Source organism: Paenibacillus sp. VTT E-133280 (assembly GCF_002264385.1).
Taxonomy (GTDB): domain Bacteria; phylum Bacillota; class Bacilli; order Paenibacillales; family Paenibacillaceae; genus Paenibacillus_AQ; species Paenibacillus_AQ nitricinens.
On the sequence record NZ_NFUX01000038.1, the window covers coordinates 33,048 to 49,828 of the forward strand.

6 protein-coding genes are annotated in these 16,781 nt (G+C 46.9%); 4 read left to right on the forward strand and 2 right to left on the reverse strand.

The genetic code is table 11. The features are described 5' to 3' along the window. The first annotated feature begins 33 nt into the window (after positions 1-33). The 4 genes from CA600_RS17060 (at position 34) to CA600_RS17075 (ending at position 10,784) form a co-directional block, all read left to right on the forward strand. Positions 34-8,010: a polysaccharide lyase family 8 super-sandwich domain-containing protein gene (locus tag CA600_RS17060; RefSeq protein ID WP_094871606.1), complete on the forward strand. Its 7,977-nt coding sequence runs from the start codon at positions 34-36 to the stop codon at positions 8,008-8,010. Between the two features lie 161 nt (positions 8,011-8,171). Next, positions 8,172-8,879, forward strand: coding sequence for a DUF421 domain-containing protein (locus CA600_RS17065; protein ID WP_094871608.1), 708 nt, complete (start codon positions 8,172-8,174; stop codon positions 8,877-8,879). A 108-nt stretch (positions 8,880-8,987) separates the two neighbouring features. Next, complete coding sequence (locus CA600_RS17070) at positions 8,988-10,484, forward strand: alpha-N-arabinofuranosidase (RefSeq protein ID WP_094871609.1); 1,497 nt, start codon at positions 8,988-8,990, stop codon at positions 10,482-10,484. 12 nt (positions 10,485-10,496) lie between these two features. Beyond that, entirely contained in the window at positions 10,497-10,784 is a 288-nt protein-coding gene (locus CA600_RS17075; protein WP_094871611.1) for a hypothetical protein, read from the forward strand. A gap of 147 nt (positions 10,785-10,931) precedes the next feature. Here CA600_RS17075 and CA600_RS17080 read toward each other — a convergent pair whose 3' ends face one another. Both CA600_RS17080 and CA600_RS17085 read right to left on the reverse strand, forming a co-directional pair. Further along, complete coding sequence (locus CA600_RS17080; RefSeq protein WP_094871612.1) at positions 10,932-11,840, reverse strand: ArsR/SmtB family transcription factor; 909 nt, start codon at positions 11,838-11,840, stop codon at positions 10,932-10,934. Positions 11,841-12,012: 172 nt separating this feature from the next. Continuing rightward, positions 12,013-16,761 carry a LamG-like jellyroll fold domain-containing protein gene (locus CA600_RS17085; RefSeq protein WP_179281650.1) on the reverse strand — a complete coding sequence of 1,583 codons (4,749 nt, stop codon included), beginning with the start codon at positions 16,759-16,761 and terminating at the stop codon, positions 12,013-12,015. Between the last annotated feature and the right edge of the window lie 20 nt (positions 16,762-16,781).

A 16,781-nucleotide genomic window follows, 5' to 3' on the forward strand; every position in this document is an offset into this window, starting at 1 on the left:
AGCTTTAAACAATTCAAAGATTGGGGTGAACAAATGCGGAAATCAAGTCTGGTTTTAGTGTTAGTTCTCATGGTTGATCTTTTTTCTTCATGCGTAGGAATTCATTACAACGCTGATGGTAAAGCCTCAGCGGCTGCATCAAATCTCATGCTTAACGGAAGCTTTGAGAATACAACGACAACCCTGGATTCAACCTGGACAGGGGTTACAGACGCTGCTCCGGTGGGCTGGAGCTTATGGGTCCCTACAGGTAGCGGGAAAGGCACGAATAAAACAGCGAATATCAAGATAGACGCTGGCACTGCGCATGAAGGAACCCGGTCCATGCTGTTTGATGCCTTTGCCACAAGCAGGATTTCCATCAATCAGGGGGTAACTTCGGTTATCCCCGGTAAATCCTACAGACTTAAAGTCTGGCTAAAGACAGACAACGTCACTGGGCAGGGAGCCTACTTTAGAACACAGTATTACAATACTGCCAAAGTGGGAGATGGACCTTCTTCTCCCAAAATAACAGGCACACAGGACTGGAGTATGCAGCAAGTACTTTTAACTATGCCGGCTAATGCGACGAAGCTTGTCATCGAGCCTTTTTTGGAGACTGGAAAAGGAAAGCTTTGGATAGATGATATCCTATTGGAGGAATATACGGGTCTTACGGGGATTGCACTGGACCGGACGGCCTTCTCTATGGTCAAAGGGGACACCGTTGCACTTCTGCCGACATTATCTCCATTAACGGCGGTGGATAAAACGGTAGTGTGGACTTCAAGCAATCCAGAAGCTGCGACTGTGGATGCATTTGGTACTGTAACGGGTACGGGGATCGGATCTTCGACCATCAAGATTGCCACGCCGGATGGTAGCCTCGCAGCCGAATGTCTGGTTACTGTTGAAGCTCCTGACACGATACAGGCCTATAAAAAACTGAGGCTGAAATGGTATGACCGATTAAGTGGTGGCCAATACGATGGGAATGATCCTGATATCGCTGCCAGTATAAATGCTCAGGCTGTGACGGCTGCTGCATTTTGGGAGAGTATGAACAAATCCTCCGGCCGCACCTCCTTGTGGAGTGATACCGCGAGCACTACAGATTCACAGTTTATTACAAGCGCTTACAATCGCTTGAAGACTATGGCATTGGCCTATTCTGTGGAGGGCTCGGAGCTTTATGGCAGCAGTATTTTGGCCAATGATATTGTAAGCGCAATCAATTGGATGTACACCAACCGTTATAATCCGGGAAAAAGTGCTTATGGGAACTGGTGGGACTGGGAGATCGGCACGCCGCAGGTTGTAAATGATCTTATAGTGCTCATGTATGACCATCTGACGCCGCAGCAAATCAATCAGTATCTTGCGGCTATTGATGCCTTCTGCCCGGATCCCAGAGTAGGGTCGGTGCTTGGCGTCAAAGGCACAAAGATGACGGGAGCAAACCTGCTGGATAAAGCGCTTGTGGTCACGGTAAGAGGCGTGATTGGCAACAACAGCGCGAAGATTATTCAGGGCCGTGATTCCATTGGCTCCGAGTATGTGTACACAACCCATGGAGATGGTGTATATAAGGATGGTTCGCTCGTTCAGCATAATAATATTGCCTATACGGGAGGTTATGGTTCGGTCTGGCTCAAAGGGACGGCTGATATGTCTTATCTGCTGACCGATTCTCCATGGCCAATAACGGACCCGAATGTTCTGAACATTTACGAATGGGTGGCTCAGACTTACGAGCCGGTGATCTACAACGGTCAATTTATGGATTCGGTAAATGGTAGAGGTATTTCTAGAAAAGGGAGCGGCAGCGCAAGGGGGTTAATTGTCACCCTGCTGCGGATGGCTGAAACTGCTCCGGACAATATTGCAGTATCTATTAAGCAAGCCTCAAAAGAATGGATCTCAGCGAATATGGCATCCGGCAATTATTATGAAGGGTTGTCGCTTGCCGATATAACGATTGTAAAAAAGCTGATGAATGACGGGAAGATCCATCCAAGAGGAGCTCTTATTAAGAATCAGGTATTCGCCGGCATGGATCGGGTAGTTCATCTGCGAGAAGGTTACGGCTTCGGCTTGAGTCTGTTCTCGAATCGCATCTCGGCGTTTGAGAAAGGGAACAACGAGAACCTGAAAGGTTGGTACACGGGGATTGGGATGACCTATTTATATGATCAGGATCTGGCTCAATACCGCAATGACTTCTGGCCTACCGTCAATTCCTACCGCTTGCCTGGCACGACAACGGATGGATCTGGGCAAGGGATGGTACCTGTGGAATGGAAAAGCTACATGAATCCCAAAACCTGGGTGGGTGGATCGTCGCTGGAAGGCCTTTACGGTGCAGCCGGTATGGATTTCTCACTCTCGCAAGTGACCGGCAGCGATTTGCAGGGCAAGAAATCCTGGTTCATGTTCGATGACGAGATTGTGGCGCTTGGTTCGGGAATTTCCAAAACAACTGCCGGCCCGCAGTCTGTTGAGACGATTATCGATAACCGGATGCTGAACGAAGTGGGAAACAACAAACTTGTAATCAACGGAGCTGTAGAACCGTCACAGACGGGATGGTCAGCGACATTGAAGAATGTTCAATGGGCCCATCTGAAGGGGAATGTGCCAGGTTCCGACATTGGCTACTATTTCCCTGAAGCTCCAAGTATTCGGGCGCAACGCGAGTCCAGAACTGGCAGTTGGAAAGAGATTAATGCTTCTCAATCCGATGCTCCCATTACGCGCAACTATTTAAGCCTGGCAGTTGAGCATGGGGATACGCCTACGAATGACTCATACAGTTATGTTCTGTTGCCTAATCGTGACATTTCAGGTACTGAGGGTTACAGTGGCAACCCGGATATCGAAGTGCTGCGCAATACAGAGGATGTGCATGCGGTCAGAGAGAAGAAGCTGGGCATAACCGCCGCTAATTTCTGGAATCCAGGAACGGTAGATTTCATCAAGGCGCGCAATCCGGCTTCCGTGATGATTCGGCAGATCGATCAGGAGCTTGTAGTTTCGGTGTCTGATCCTACACAGTCACAAAATCAATTGTCCCTGGAACTGGATATACCGGGATTGACACTGCTCAGCAAAGACAGCAAGACAGATGTGATGCAGGCTTCGGGAAATACTGTTATTACGGTGGATGTGAAGGATTCTATAGGGGCTACACATGTATTGAAATTTAAGATTACTGAAGGAGAGGCTCCAAAAGACGAATATGATGAGCTTCGTGGAAGATGGGTGGAGTATTTGACCGGAGGGCAATCCTTCAACCCGAATCATCCGGACATTGCCAAGTCCATAAAGATTTTATCAGATAAGATTAGCAATCAGGAGCAAACTGGATTCTGGGATACGATGAACAAGCAAATGAACCGTACTTATTTATGGAGTGATAAGCCGGGCAGCACAGCGGATGCTTTTGATACGGCCGCCTCTTATAATCGGTTGAAGGATATGGCTATTGCCTTTTCGACAACTGGCTCACCATTATACGAGAACAAGCAGCTGAAATCAGATATTCTGGACGGTTTAGATTTCCTATATGTGAATTGGTATAACGAAACCAAACTGGAGAAAGGCAATTGGTTCGAATGGGAGATCGGTATTCCGCTTGCATTGGGAGATACAATGGCCTTGATGTTCGAGTATTTGTCAGCCGATCAGATTAATAAATATACCAAAGCCATTGATAAGTTCTGTCCGGACCCAACCAAACGGACCAATCAGCCCTCGTTGATGGAAACCGGTGCGAATCGGCTGGATAAAGCACTGGCGGTGGTCCTGAGGGGCATTCATAATCGTGACAGCGCAAAGATCAAACAAGGACGGGATGCGGTTAGCCAGGTATTGCCCTATGTGACCCGCGGAGATGGCTTTTATGAGGACGGCTCCTTTATCCAGCATAATAATATTGCTTATACCGGCAGTTATGGGGCTGTATTGCTTGGCGATATGATGAAAATGATGACTCTGCTGACAGGGTCCTCCTGGCCGCTGACGGATGCCAATATGAAGAATGTATACAACTGGGTAACGGATTCTTATGAACCTCTTGTCTACAGAAAATTAATGATGGATATGGTGTTCGGCAGATCGATAGCTCGGGGCAACAGGCAGCTCGTGCCTTGGTCACATATTCTGCGGCTGGCCTCTTCCGCGCCACCGGAGCAAGCGGCCCGATTTAAATCGATGGTAAGGTATTGGTTTGAAGCCGATACGGTAGTAGAAAGTTATTACGAGGGTCTACGAGTAGCTGATGTTGTTCTGCTTCAGAGTCTTATGAATGATCCTGAGGTGCAGCCATCAGGAGACCTTACCGTGCATAAGCAGTTCGCGGCTATGGACCGGATTGTCCACCATCGGCCTGGATATGCCTTTGGGATCAGCATGTCATCCGCCCGAATCGCCAACTATGAAGCTGGCACAGAGAACCTGAAGGGCTGGTATACAGGTGAAGGCATGACCTATCTGTATAACCAGGATCTGGATCAATATGCAGATGCATTCTGGCCAACCGTGAACGCTTACCGTCTGCCTGGGGTTACATCGGATGGGGCAACGCGCGGTGCAGCCAAGACCACATCTAAAACATGGGTGGGAGGATCATCCATAGACGGTCTTTACGGAGCGGCCGGCATGGATCTGGATCCGGATAACAGCACATTGTCCGGTAAAAAGTCCTGGTTCATGTTCGATGATGAAATCGTAGCGCTTGGTGCAGGCATTACAAGCACGGATAACCGCAAGGTGGAGACCATCGTAGATAACCGTAAGCTCAAGGCGAGCGGCGATAATGTACTTACGGTCAACGGAGAGGTTAAACCATCCGCGCTGGGCTGGTCTGAGTCAATGAATCAGGTGCATTGGGCACATCTTGAAGGCAATGTTCCTGGTTCAGGGATCGGTTATTATTTCCCTGATGCCCCAATGATAGACGGTCTGCGAGAGTCTCGGACTGGCGCATGGAAGGATATTAATCAAGGGGGATCCACGGAGCCGATTACGAGAAATTATGCCAGCCTGTCGATTGCTCAGGGAACGAATCCGGTGAATCAATCGTATTCGTATGTGCTGCTGCCGAATCAGGATGAAACGGCGACAGCGCGCTACAGCAGTAGTCCTGACATCGAAATTATAGCCAACACGGATAGTGTTCAAGCCGTCAAGGAACAGAAGCTGGGACTTACGGCTATGAACTTCTGGGTTCCGGGAATGATCGAATCCGTGCGTGCCAATCAGCCAGCTTCCATTATCGTCAAGGAGTCTGGAGATGAACTGACGATAGCCATTTCGGACCCGACACAGTCTCAAACCGTGGTGAATGTGGATGTCGGCAGAACCGCGCTGGAAGAGCTGATGAAAGATCCAACCGTGACGGTACTGCAGAGCTCGCCGAGGATCGAACTCGCTATCCATACGAGCGGATCTAAAGGAAAAAGCCATGTAGTCAAGTTCAGAATTGATCCGAATGCCGAGCCTTCCGAGCCTTCCGAGCCCTCCGCTTCGGAACCAGATGAAGCGGCAATAACGAAGCTGTATGTTTCTGAAGATGCGTATGTCAATGGAGGATCGAAAGCTGCAGTCAATTATGGTTCGGTCAATTACTTGCAAATCAGAAATGGCAGCGGAGACACAGACAGAAGAGCTTATCTGAAATTCGATCTGAGTTCATTTGTCGGCGAAGTCGGTTCTGTGAAGCTGAATGTGTTCGGAAAGACAAATGACGGGGCAGGCACTTTGTCCGATATTGGTGTATTTGGAGTCCAAGATGATTCTTGGACAGAGGCAACGATAAATTACAATAATGCTCCAACAATCGGTACTCAAGCCGCGCTGCAGACTTTTTCCGGACCGGAGCAGTGGCGGCAGTTCGATATCACCTCATGGGTTGGTAAAGAGTTCCCTTCCGATCCGGTGATAAGCTTGGCGTTCAGGCAGGTAGGCTATAATCTCGCCACAGATATAAGAAGCCGCAAGAACGAGAATGGCAAATATGCTGCGAATCTGGAGATTCTGCCGAAAGATACAACACCTCCAGTCACGAAGGCGACTGTACTTGGAGAAGCAGGAGAAGGGGGCGCATTTAAGGGCAAAGTCAATATCACTTTTGATGTTACCGACCAATCCAATGGGGGGGCTGTTGGCTGGGGAGTCAAGCGGACGGAATACCGGCTCAACGGAGGTGCATGGAATGCGGTTACTCAGAGCGTATATATTGAGAACCCCGGAACCTTCAGCATTGATTATCGTTCGGTGGATAAGGCTGGCAATGTAGAGCCGTTCCGGCAGCTTCAGGTGACGGTCATGGAGCCTACAGAAAGAGTCTCAACGGCAATCAGCGGTCCGGCAATCCTGACTGTCGGGGAGACCGGAACGGCGGTTACTTCGGTTGTATACAGCGATGGCAGCCGTTATATAGTAACCGAAGGCATAATCTATGAGAGCAGCGATACTAACGTCGCAAGTATAGGCAAAGATGGCCATATTGAAGCAAAAGGCCCGGGTGTTTCGGTTATTTCATCCGTTTATGACAGCATGACCGCTTCCTATTCATTAAAGGTGTATGAACAGCTGCCGGAGCTTCTCTCCATTTCGTTAAGCGGTCCGACATCCTTGGAAACAGGGCAGAGTGGTACGGTGGTCACAACAGCAGTATATAGTGATGATAGCCGCCATACGGTAACCGAGGGTGTGATCTACGAGAGCAGTAACAGGAAGGTAGCCACAGTAACGGTAACAGGGCAGCTGCAAGCACTCGATCCGGGCATGACTGTGATTACTGCAAGTTACGGAGGACAGCGGAGCAGTCTGACGCTTCAGATTCTACAAACGGAAGACAATACTTCAACTGTTCCGAGTCCGCAACCACAAGTACCTTCCGTACCGGAGGAAACGGCGGGACGACTGCAACTAAATGCAGCCTCGTTGAACGATCTTTCGGCAGCAATTGTCTACAAGGGTAAATTGAGAATGCTAGTATTGCCGGGGATGGCAGCAGACATGCTGAACCAGAAGCCGCTTCGGGTAGAGGCTTCTAACTTCAATGTGACCCTTCCGGCAGCGGTGCTTCAACAATTGCAGGCTTTGGTTCCTGCGGAGCAATTGGCCGATAGCCAAATCCTTCTGGAGGCTTCCGAGGTAAATGGGGGAGCGAAGCAGAGAATACTAGCTAACGCGGAGCGGCAATCTGGTGCAGCATTGAACCAGGCAGGGGAGTTCCTTCTCTTTAACCTGTATATTGTCGCTGGTGACGGTACACGAAGCATACTTCACCCATTTGTTGAGCCCGTTACATTGGAGCTTAACATTTACCCTGAGGCAAAAAGGAATTTGCTCGGCGGCTATTATTTTCCGGAGTCCGGAAATATGGAGTATGCGGGTGGTTCCTGGCTGAAGGGCAAGGTGGCTCTGCACACCGAACACTTAGGCACATATGCTGTGCTGGAATATAACAAATCGTATGACGATATTCCTTCTGGACATTGGGTGGCGGCGGTTGTGCAAGAGCTGTCGGCCAAACATCTAATTCAAGGCGTCGGACCTCGGAATTTCGAGCCGAACCGATCAGTGACCCGTGCCGAATTTACAGCTATGCTGGTCCGCTTGCTAGGACTTGAAGCGAAAGGATCTACAGCATTTGCGGATGTATCTGCGGATCAGTGGTATGCGGGGGAAGTGGCGCGGGCTGTAGAGGCGGGGATAGTCCATGGGGTGAGTGAGACTCGCTTCGCCCCAGAAGCTCTTATTTCCCGCCAAGAAATGGCGGTCATGGTGATGCGAGCGTACGAATATGTCAGCGGGAGAAAGGTGGAGCCGAAGCCTGTAATCCAATTCGGTGACTTGCGTGCGGCTGCCTCATGGGCCCGTGAATCGATCAGCGCTGCCCAAGCCCTTGGACTTATCCAGGGACGAAGTGACCAGCAATTTGCTCCGGGAGGCTCAGCAACTCGAGCTGAGAGTGCAATGGTTCTACACAATCTTTTAGCAATTAAGACTGAAAATTAAGAATTGAAGCCAAGGCTTTGGGAAGGTTCAGTAGAACCATTCCAAAGCCCTTTTGGCGTTTAGAGAAATCTGCCGGTTTGGATGGACAAAGCTTTCGTTGAGGTTTCATTTCTACTCGGTTTGTGAATAATGGAGGATTGAATAGGAAGGGAGCATTAGAGATGCAAGAATATATGGATATAGTGCTGCGGGCTGTTGTTGCTATGATCATGCTCTTATTGACCGCTAAAATATTGGGCAAACAGACTATTTCTAATCTGACGTTCCACGATTTCGTGACAGGAATTATTTTAGGATCGATTGCATCGAATTTAGCATTTAATAAAGATCTGAAATCTTCGTATATGATCGTGGCCCTTCTAGTCGTTGTAGCCGTGTCTTTTTTATTTTCTGTTCTCGCTTTAAAGAATCGTAGAATGAGAAGCTGGATCTCAGGATCACCTACGGTACTTATCGAAAACGGGAAAATTCTTGAAGGGAATATGAAAAAAGTAAGGTATTCTTTAGACTCCTTGGATCAGGCGCTGAGGGAAAAAGAAATTTTTAATCTAGAGGTAGTAGAGTATGCCGTATTAGAAGATAACGGAATGGTATCCGTCTTAAAGAAACAAGAGTATCAATATGTTACTCGAAAAGATTTGAAGCTTCTTTCGGTTCCTCAGAGCTTTCCCGTTGAGTTAATTATGGATGGCGTTCTTATGGAAGAGAATCTTGAGAATAATGGACTGACCAAAGAATGGCTGGAGAACGAATTAAGACGGAAGGGGAAAAGGATCTCCGACGTATTTTACGGGGTAAGAGGAACGCAGCAGCAGCTTGTTTTTGACTACTATGAAGACGGGATAAGGAAACCTATTGATAAAGAATAATGTTTATTCATATTGGAGATTGACGGATCGCTGAGGACCGCTCTATAATATTTGTATAATTATTAATTAGTTAATAAAAATATAAATGTAGAAGGGCGGAGTTTATTCATGGCAGATCGCGCAATCCTTAACACAGACATTCGCAAAGGTACGATAAACAAAAATATTTATGGACACTTCTCTGAGCATCTAGGACGTTGTATTTATGAAGGCATTTGGGTCGGAGAAGATTCACCGATTCCTAACACTAAAGGTATACGTAATGATGTTGTGAAAGCGCTTAAAGAAATTCAGATTCCAGTGCTTCGCTGGCCGGGTGGATGTTTTGCAGATGAATATCATTGGAAAGATGGTATTGGCGATCGCGAAGTTCGTAAACGTATGATCAATACGCATTGGGGCGGCACGGTTGAGAACAACCATTTTGGTACACATGAATTTATGGAATTATGTGAGATGCTGGAATGTGAACCTTATATCAATGGTAATGTGGGCAGTGGTACGGTTCAAGAGATGTCCGAATGGGTAGAGTATTTAACCTTTGGCGGTGTCTCCCCGATGTCTGAGCTTCGCCAGCAAAACGGCCATCAAGAGCCTTGGGCCGTGACTTATTTTGGCGTCGGTAATGAGAACTGGGGCTGTGGCGGGAATATGCGTCCGGAATATTATGCAGATCTTTATCGCCAATATCAGACGTATGTACGTAATTATGGGGACAATCGTATTCACCGGATCGCTTGTGGTCCTAACGTGGATGATTATCACTGGATGGAAGTTCTGATGCGTGAAGCTACGCGCTTTATGGACTCGATTACTCTTCATTATTATACGATTCCTGGTCCAGCTTGGGAGGATAAAGGGGCAGCAACAGGCTTTGAAACTAGTGAGTGGTTTAGCACTTTAGAGAAGGCCCTTCGTATGGATGAGCTGATTACTAAACATGGCGTTATTATGGATAAATATGACCCAGATAAAAGAGTAGGCCTTATCGTTGACGAGTGGGGAACTTGGTACGATGTTGAGCCAGGCACGAACCCGGGATTCCTATATCAACAAAATTCGATTCGGGATGCCCTTGTAGCTGGCGTGACCCTGAATATTTTCCATAAACACAGTGACCGGGTACGGATGGCAAATATTGCGCAGACCATTAATGTGCTTCAAGCGGTGATTTTAACCGAAGGCGAAAAAATGCTGCTAACGCCTACCTATCATGTATTTAATATGTTCAAAGTCCATCAGGATGCTGAGTTGTTGGATTTAACAATCGATAGTGGGACTTACAGCTTTGAGGGCCGCGAGATTCCTGAAGTATCTGCTTCAGCTTCCGTCACAGACGCTGGGATCATTCATGTCAGTCTTTGCAACTTGAATCACGCTGCTTCAGCTACGGTACCCCTTGAGCTACGTGGCCTTTCCGGGCAGAAGGTTGAAGTGACAGGCACTACGCTCACAGGTAACAAGATAGATGCTCATAATACATTTAACCAGCCGGATGCTGTTGTACCGCAAGCTTTTACAGCCTTTACACTTGAAGGTGATCTTCTTAATGTAGAGCTGGCTCCAATGTCAGTAACAGTGCTGGAGATTACGCCGAAGGCATAAGGTGGTGTTATCATGTCAACAACATCTGCATGCAAGGGGTGTCGCGACGATTATAAGGTTACCGAAGCACAGATAAAGCGTATCCTGTCATCATCCATGTTTAAGACAGAGCTTTGTGTTCCAGATAAGGTTTATGCTGAACGGATTTCTCTTTGCGGGACTTGTCCTAAGCTGCATGAGAATGTGACTTGCGTCGCTTGTGGCTGCATTATTCCCGTTGTAGCTAAGCTTAAGGAACGTAGCTGTCCGCTGCCTGGTGGCGGATTATGGGGACCCTTCATTGAACATGAAATAAGGTAAAATAAGAGCCGCATTCGACTCTCCAACGGGAGATGAATGCGGCTTTATTCATGAAATATAAGAAAGTATAAGTTTCACGCTATAGTTTAGATCTTATATTTTTCAGAAACGGGTATCGTCTTTAAAAGACGACAACGTCGTTTCTTCTTAAGTATCTGTGTAGAACAGCTCAACGATTAGATCATCATTATAGTTGCCGAAGCCTTTGCCAAAAAGAGTAATGCCGCCAATATGCTCGGCCTCTTCATCGACGGAAAGCTTGAAAGTCCATTGCTTGTTGCGGATGTTCACTTGATCCAGCGTAACGTCGGACAATTTCAAGCCGTCCATAAACGTGCCTTTAGATGTAATGCGCAGCTGCTTAAGAAGGCCGTATTGATTCGTGAGTGCTGGCCACCAAGCTGGCGTGTATTTACCGCGTCGATCTCCGTAGTCACCCGGACTTGTCCAGAATCCAAGCTGCACTCCGTTTAGTTTGAAGGTGATGTCGGAGGGCCAATTATTATTAATGGAAGGTGCTTCGGAGGCAATCTCCATCGTAATGATTAGCTCCTCGGGCTGTTGACTGGAGAGAAGGAAGTTAGGAATTTTATATTCGATATATCCTTTGCCGAACCAGAGAATACCAGCATTCATACGCTCGAGATCCCAGAAATAACGGGGATCATCAAAGCTGCCAATCACTTGCTCTGTAGTGGCGAGACCGCAGGTAGGCTCGATCATGAAGTCGGAATAATGTCCAACAGGAATCTCCTTGCGGTAGCTTTTGCGCTCATTAATTTGTCTGCCTGGAAAGGTTATCTCGGCACTTTCAGCAGCCAGCGTACAGATCTTTTGCAGACCACTTCGTCCAGGTGCCATATGTGTCTGGATAAGTCCTGCAGCTTCCAGCTTACGCACATGCATTGTCATAATGGCGCTGCTCAAATTTACTGCTGCGGCCAATTCCTTGACATTCATTGGGTTCTCGGCAAGCAAGCGCAGCAGGTGCAGACGAACTGAACTGGCTAAAGCTTCGTAGACGGGAAGGGATTCTTCCGACAGGTCAAGTTTCATAGATGGCCTCCAATTTAGTTCAAGACGTATAGTTAATGATTATATTATTTAAATGCTTGTTTTACAATACGAAGGTGAGAAACTTTCTGGATGCTCATTCACTTTAATCGCGTGATTTAAGATAAAAAGAACGGAGCCTGAGGCTCCGCTCTCTTTCCAAATGATGATTCTCTTAATTTACATTTGAGTTATATTCGGTCAGTATTTCGTCTGATTTGAGTGCTCTGCTGTAAATCTTCAGTTCATCAATCATTCCCTTATAAGGTACGTCCCAATAGTTTACGCCAAGTGCGAATACACCATTCTTGTTCTTAAACACATTCGGGAAGCCCTCACCGGAGAATTGCTCAACTCCGTCGAGGTATACCTTCACGGTACCGTTGTTGACCGTAAATGCTACATGCGTCCATTTATTCTCTGGAATCTTCATAGCGGAAACAGCATCATACCAGGCCTCGCCAGACCATAGGAGTGTTTTACCTCCGCCGTTCTGAGGAACGAAGCTAATCCAGCTGTTTATCGAAGCAGCACCGAAGAAGGTTGTTGTTGCATCAGTAAGCTGCTCAGGGTTTAACCACATAGATACAGTATAGGTATTGCTGTCAATTAATCCATCAGGTAACCGGATTCCGGAAACACCGTCAAATACTGCTGCTTGATTAATGATACCTCTACCGTAAGTAATGTTACCTACAGTTGGAGCTTCGATTTTTATTCCCGTAACCTGGCCAGTACCGACCAATTGGAGGGAGTCATCAAGGTTTCCGTCAAAAGCATAATAGGCTACTTTTCCATCCGTAACGTTTACCTTATAGTCTGCTGAGACACCACTACCATCAGCCGCAGTAGCAGTAATTACTGCTTCACCACCGACCGTTAGTGCTGTTATGGTTCCGGTTGTACCATCTATTGAAACGGCGCTAGGATCACTAGAACTCCAAGTGAGTTTCTTATTTCCTGCATTGGTAGGCAGTACATTTACTTGAGGAGTAAAGGTATTCCCCACAGCCACATCCATTTCAGCAGCACTGATGGTTATCGTACTTACTTTAACATTGCTGTCAGGCTGACCGTTTACCAGCAAGTCAACCGCTTCTGCGGAGAGTGCACTTTCATAGATTCGCAGGTCATCTATCAATCCTTTGTAGGGGATATCCCAATAGTTTACGCCCAAGGAGAATACTGCATCTGCGCTGTCAAATACATCCGTAAATCCTTTTCCAGTGTACTTCAATACTCCGTTTACATAGAGCTTCGCAGTCCCAGCATCGTAAGTGAAAGCTATATGCGACCATTGGTTAACTGGAATCTGGATGCCTGCTTCTGCATCATGGAAGGTTTGACTGCCAAACCACATCCGGGTTGTAGCTCCGCCGTTTCCATAAGGCAAGAGACTAATCCAATTCGTATCTGTTGTAGCACCAAAGAAGGCTGTAGTGAATTGAGTCAATTCTTGTGGGTTAAGCCACATGCCTACTGTGTAGGTGTTGCCTTTAATCAAACCATTTGGTAGGCGAATACCGGAGCTACCGTCGAATTTAGCTGCAAGACCAACTTCACCAGTCTCATAGGTGATGTTCCCACCAGTATTGTTAATCCGATTGCCGGTAATTGTACCCTTCTCAGTACGATCTCCGTTCTCTGAAAGACCTCCTTCAAAATCATACGCTGCCACCAAACCGTCTTCCAGTATATTTCCAGTCAGTTCCATTACAACGATAGTAAAGGTCTTAGTTGCAGTAGACTCACCCAGCACAATCGTAGCAGTAAGTTCAATCGTTGCGTTGCCGAGTCCTTTTTCGGGACGAACCACTGAACCATCGTTTCCTACTACGGCTTCATTGGAAGATGACCACGTAATGACTGTTCCGCTTACGGCCTCAGTTGGGAGCGTAAGATCTTTGTACACTTTACTTGTGTTGCCTAGGCTTAAACTATCTTTAACATTGGATACAATTTGATCTGTGCTCAGCAGTTCAATTTGGCTGCCCCAGACGGTAACACCCTTATTGGACATGGCTGTGAAAGTCATAACATTGCTCTGACGAGTGGAATCCCATTGTTTTACGAATACACCTTTGTAGAGATTTTGTACAGTAGCTCCGTTTTCTGTTTCATTGATGAGCAGGTCGGCGTAATACTCTCCTTTTAGCGCCCAAGAACCGGTTACGGACCCTGTAATAGTTCCATCACCTCGCAGTTCGATAGCTGTTGTGGATTTAATTTTAGCAGAAGTATCTTTCCCGTGATTCACGAACTGATAAGCTCCAATAACATCATCCTGCATAACAGCAGCGATAGTTTCACCAGTGTAACGATGAGGAGAAGTGAGCGGCCATCCATCCTCGTTGGTGAACATTTGATGCACACGAAGCTCATGTGTTTCACCACGCTGCGGGAAACGAGTGTGGAAGAAGTTGAATATTTTACCTGTCTCTTCATCATAATTCACTGAATTATGGCCTGAAGCAACATAGCCGTAGGTTTGAAAGTCTGGGTCACTATTCACGTTCGTGAACAAGAAGTTACCAAGAACTTTGTTGCCAACGCCCGAATGGTCATTGCTTGTTGCCAGCACTGCACTTTGTCCGGCAGCATCTACATAAGGACCATCCGGATTCGTTGAACGGAACTGACGCATATTGTAACCACCGTCGGACGCAAGTCCTCCATAAGTTACATATAAGAAGTAGTAACCAGTATTCTTGTCGTAAACGATATACGGACCTTCGCCCGATTTGGTCATACCGCCAGAAATATGGGTACCGAAATACCGGTCGATTAGACGTCCATCAGCGGTCGTTCCATCTTTACCCGGATATTTAGGCTCGCCGGAAGCTGGATCGATTTCTAGAATAAATATGCCGCCTGACCATGATCCATAAGTCATCCACAGCTTGCCGTCTTTATCGTAGAATAACGTCGGGTCAATTGCGTTTGTATACGTTTTGTTCTTATAAGAACCGCCTGCGTCAAACCAATCTGGGTTGGCATCTTCTAATGTTCCGTTATTAATAAGCTTTTGAATATTTGTGTTTGTCCATTTTTTATTAATTTTGCTGTTAGTATCGTAATCTTCTTCCTTGGTGAAGCCGGAATAAATTACGGTATTTCCATAGGTATAAGGACCTTCAATATTTTGCGAAGTGGCAAAGCCGATCGCTGAGCGGATGTAAGTGGAAGAAGCGCTATAATACATCATATAAGCACCAGTGGTCCCGTCCGCATTCTTATAATCCTCATTCCAGAAAACGTCTGGAGCCCATATGGAGAATCCGCCTTTACTGTCAGAATCGTTCTCTCCAGCCCATTTAAAGGATTCTGCCAGATTCGCGGAAAGATCACCAAAGAGTACGTTGCCCGGTGTTGTATAACCATTTGTGAAACGAGTCCAGTTCAGCAGATCATCGCTTTTGGCAGCATCGATATGAGACCCGAATACATAATACGTTCCTTTGTCTACAGCCACTGAAGGATCATGTACAGAAACATTGGAGAGTGCTGGTGCCGTTGCTGACGGACCCGGTGTAGCAGTAGGAGTCGCTGTAGGTGTAGGAACCGGAGAAGTAGTAGGTGTAGCCACAGCGCCGCCGTCCGATCCACCAGAAACAGAGCCACCAGAACCAGACGTTGCCGTAGCTGTCGGAGTAGGCATTTCAAATTTGATTAGATTACTGTATTTACTGTCAAAGCTAATCTTACCGGTGCCTTGGATAGTAATCATCTCGTTTATGCCAAGGATAAGATTCTTGATTGCTGCACTAGCATCTACACGCAGCTTGGCTAATTGGTTCAATGTAACTTCAGTAATATTGCCTGCAGCTAGATGTAGTGTAGGCACTCCTAACGCCCGTACCTCAGCAGAATCAAAGTTTCCTCTCAGCCTGATGATTGAATCGTTCGGGAGCGTATTCTCTATAACGACACGACCGAAGCCTGCTCCCGTCAAAGTAGTATCTTCCTCAAGCGCTACACCGGAATGTACACGTACGCTTGGTACGGTACTCGTTCCTTTAGTAACGACGCGAAGTCTCCCATTACGCTTATCTACAACCATGTCACCTGCATTAGAGTTACTAAGCACGATACTATTTTCGCCGCCGCCGGATACAAATATTGTTCCTTTAACAGTGACGTTATTCAGCGTGATATCGCCTTCTGCAATCCCTTCGGTAAGGTACAGGTTTCCGGAGATGGTGGAGTTGTTCAACTCAACACCCGGGCTACTAATTACCATATTCTGAGTGGTAATCCCCGTATAACTCCCGCTCTTAGAAGTGATTTGCCCGGCCAACTTCTCAATCATGCGCAGTGCTTCCGCTCTTGTTACGGCTTTTGCGCCTTTAAAGCTGCCATCAGTATAACCATTCAAATAACCTTCACCAAATAAAGATATTACAGCTTCTTGGCTCCATGAGGGTAAATCTTCAACATCTTTTGGTGCAGTGGTATTTGCAGAAGAATTGAGCTGGAATAGTCTGTGCAGCATAACCGCGGCTTCTTGACGGCTTACTACCTGTGTTGGACGGAAGGTGCCATCGCTATATCCTGATACATATCCTGCAGCCGAAGCTTTCTGGATATCGCTGTAATAAGCGCCTGACTCCAGTACATCCGTGAAGGCAATTTCTGATTTTTCCTGCAAATTAAAGGCCCGATTGATCAATGTAACCCATTCCGCGCGGGTGATCTCTTGATTCGGTTTGTAAATTCCATTTCCATAGCCTGAAATCAAGCCCTTATCCACCCAGGATTGAAAATCTTTCTCTGCCCAGTGGCCTGAATAATCGACAGCCTGTTGATGCGTGGATAGTGCGATTGTTTTGGAATCGCTTGCAGAAGCTGCTGAAATGAATGGTGCAGGTACTAGCAGCGTGAGTGCAAGAAGTGAAGCGGTTAGCTTACGAGTTGTTTTCCTCAAATTCATGATCCTCCGATTCT

What these genes read in the sequence shown, in the direction of transcription:
- CA600_RS17075 (WP_094871611.1), top strand. Translation starts at nt 10,497, where the DNA reads ATGTCAACAACATCTGCATGCAAGGGGTGTCGCGACGATTATAAGGTT.
- CA600_RS17070 (WP_094871609.1), top strand. Translation starts at nt 8,988, where the DNA reads ATGGCAGATCGCGCAATCCTTAACACAGACATTCGCAAAGGTACGATA.
- CA600_RS17080 (WP_094871612.1), bottom strand. Translation starts at nt 11,840, where the DNA reads ATGAAACTTGACCTGTCGGAAGAATCCCTTCCCGTCTACGAAGCTTTA.
- CA600_RS17065 (WP_094871608.1), top strand. Translation starts at nt 8,172, where the DNA reads ATGCAAGAATATATGGATATAGTGCTGCGGGCTGTTGTTGCTATGATC.
- CA600_RS17060 (WP_094871606.1), top strand. Translation starts at nt 34, where the DNA reads ATGCGGAAATCAAGTCTGGTTTTAGTGTTAGTTCTCATGGTTGATCTT.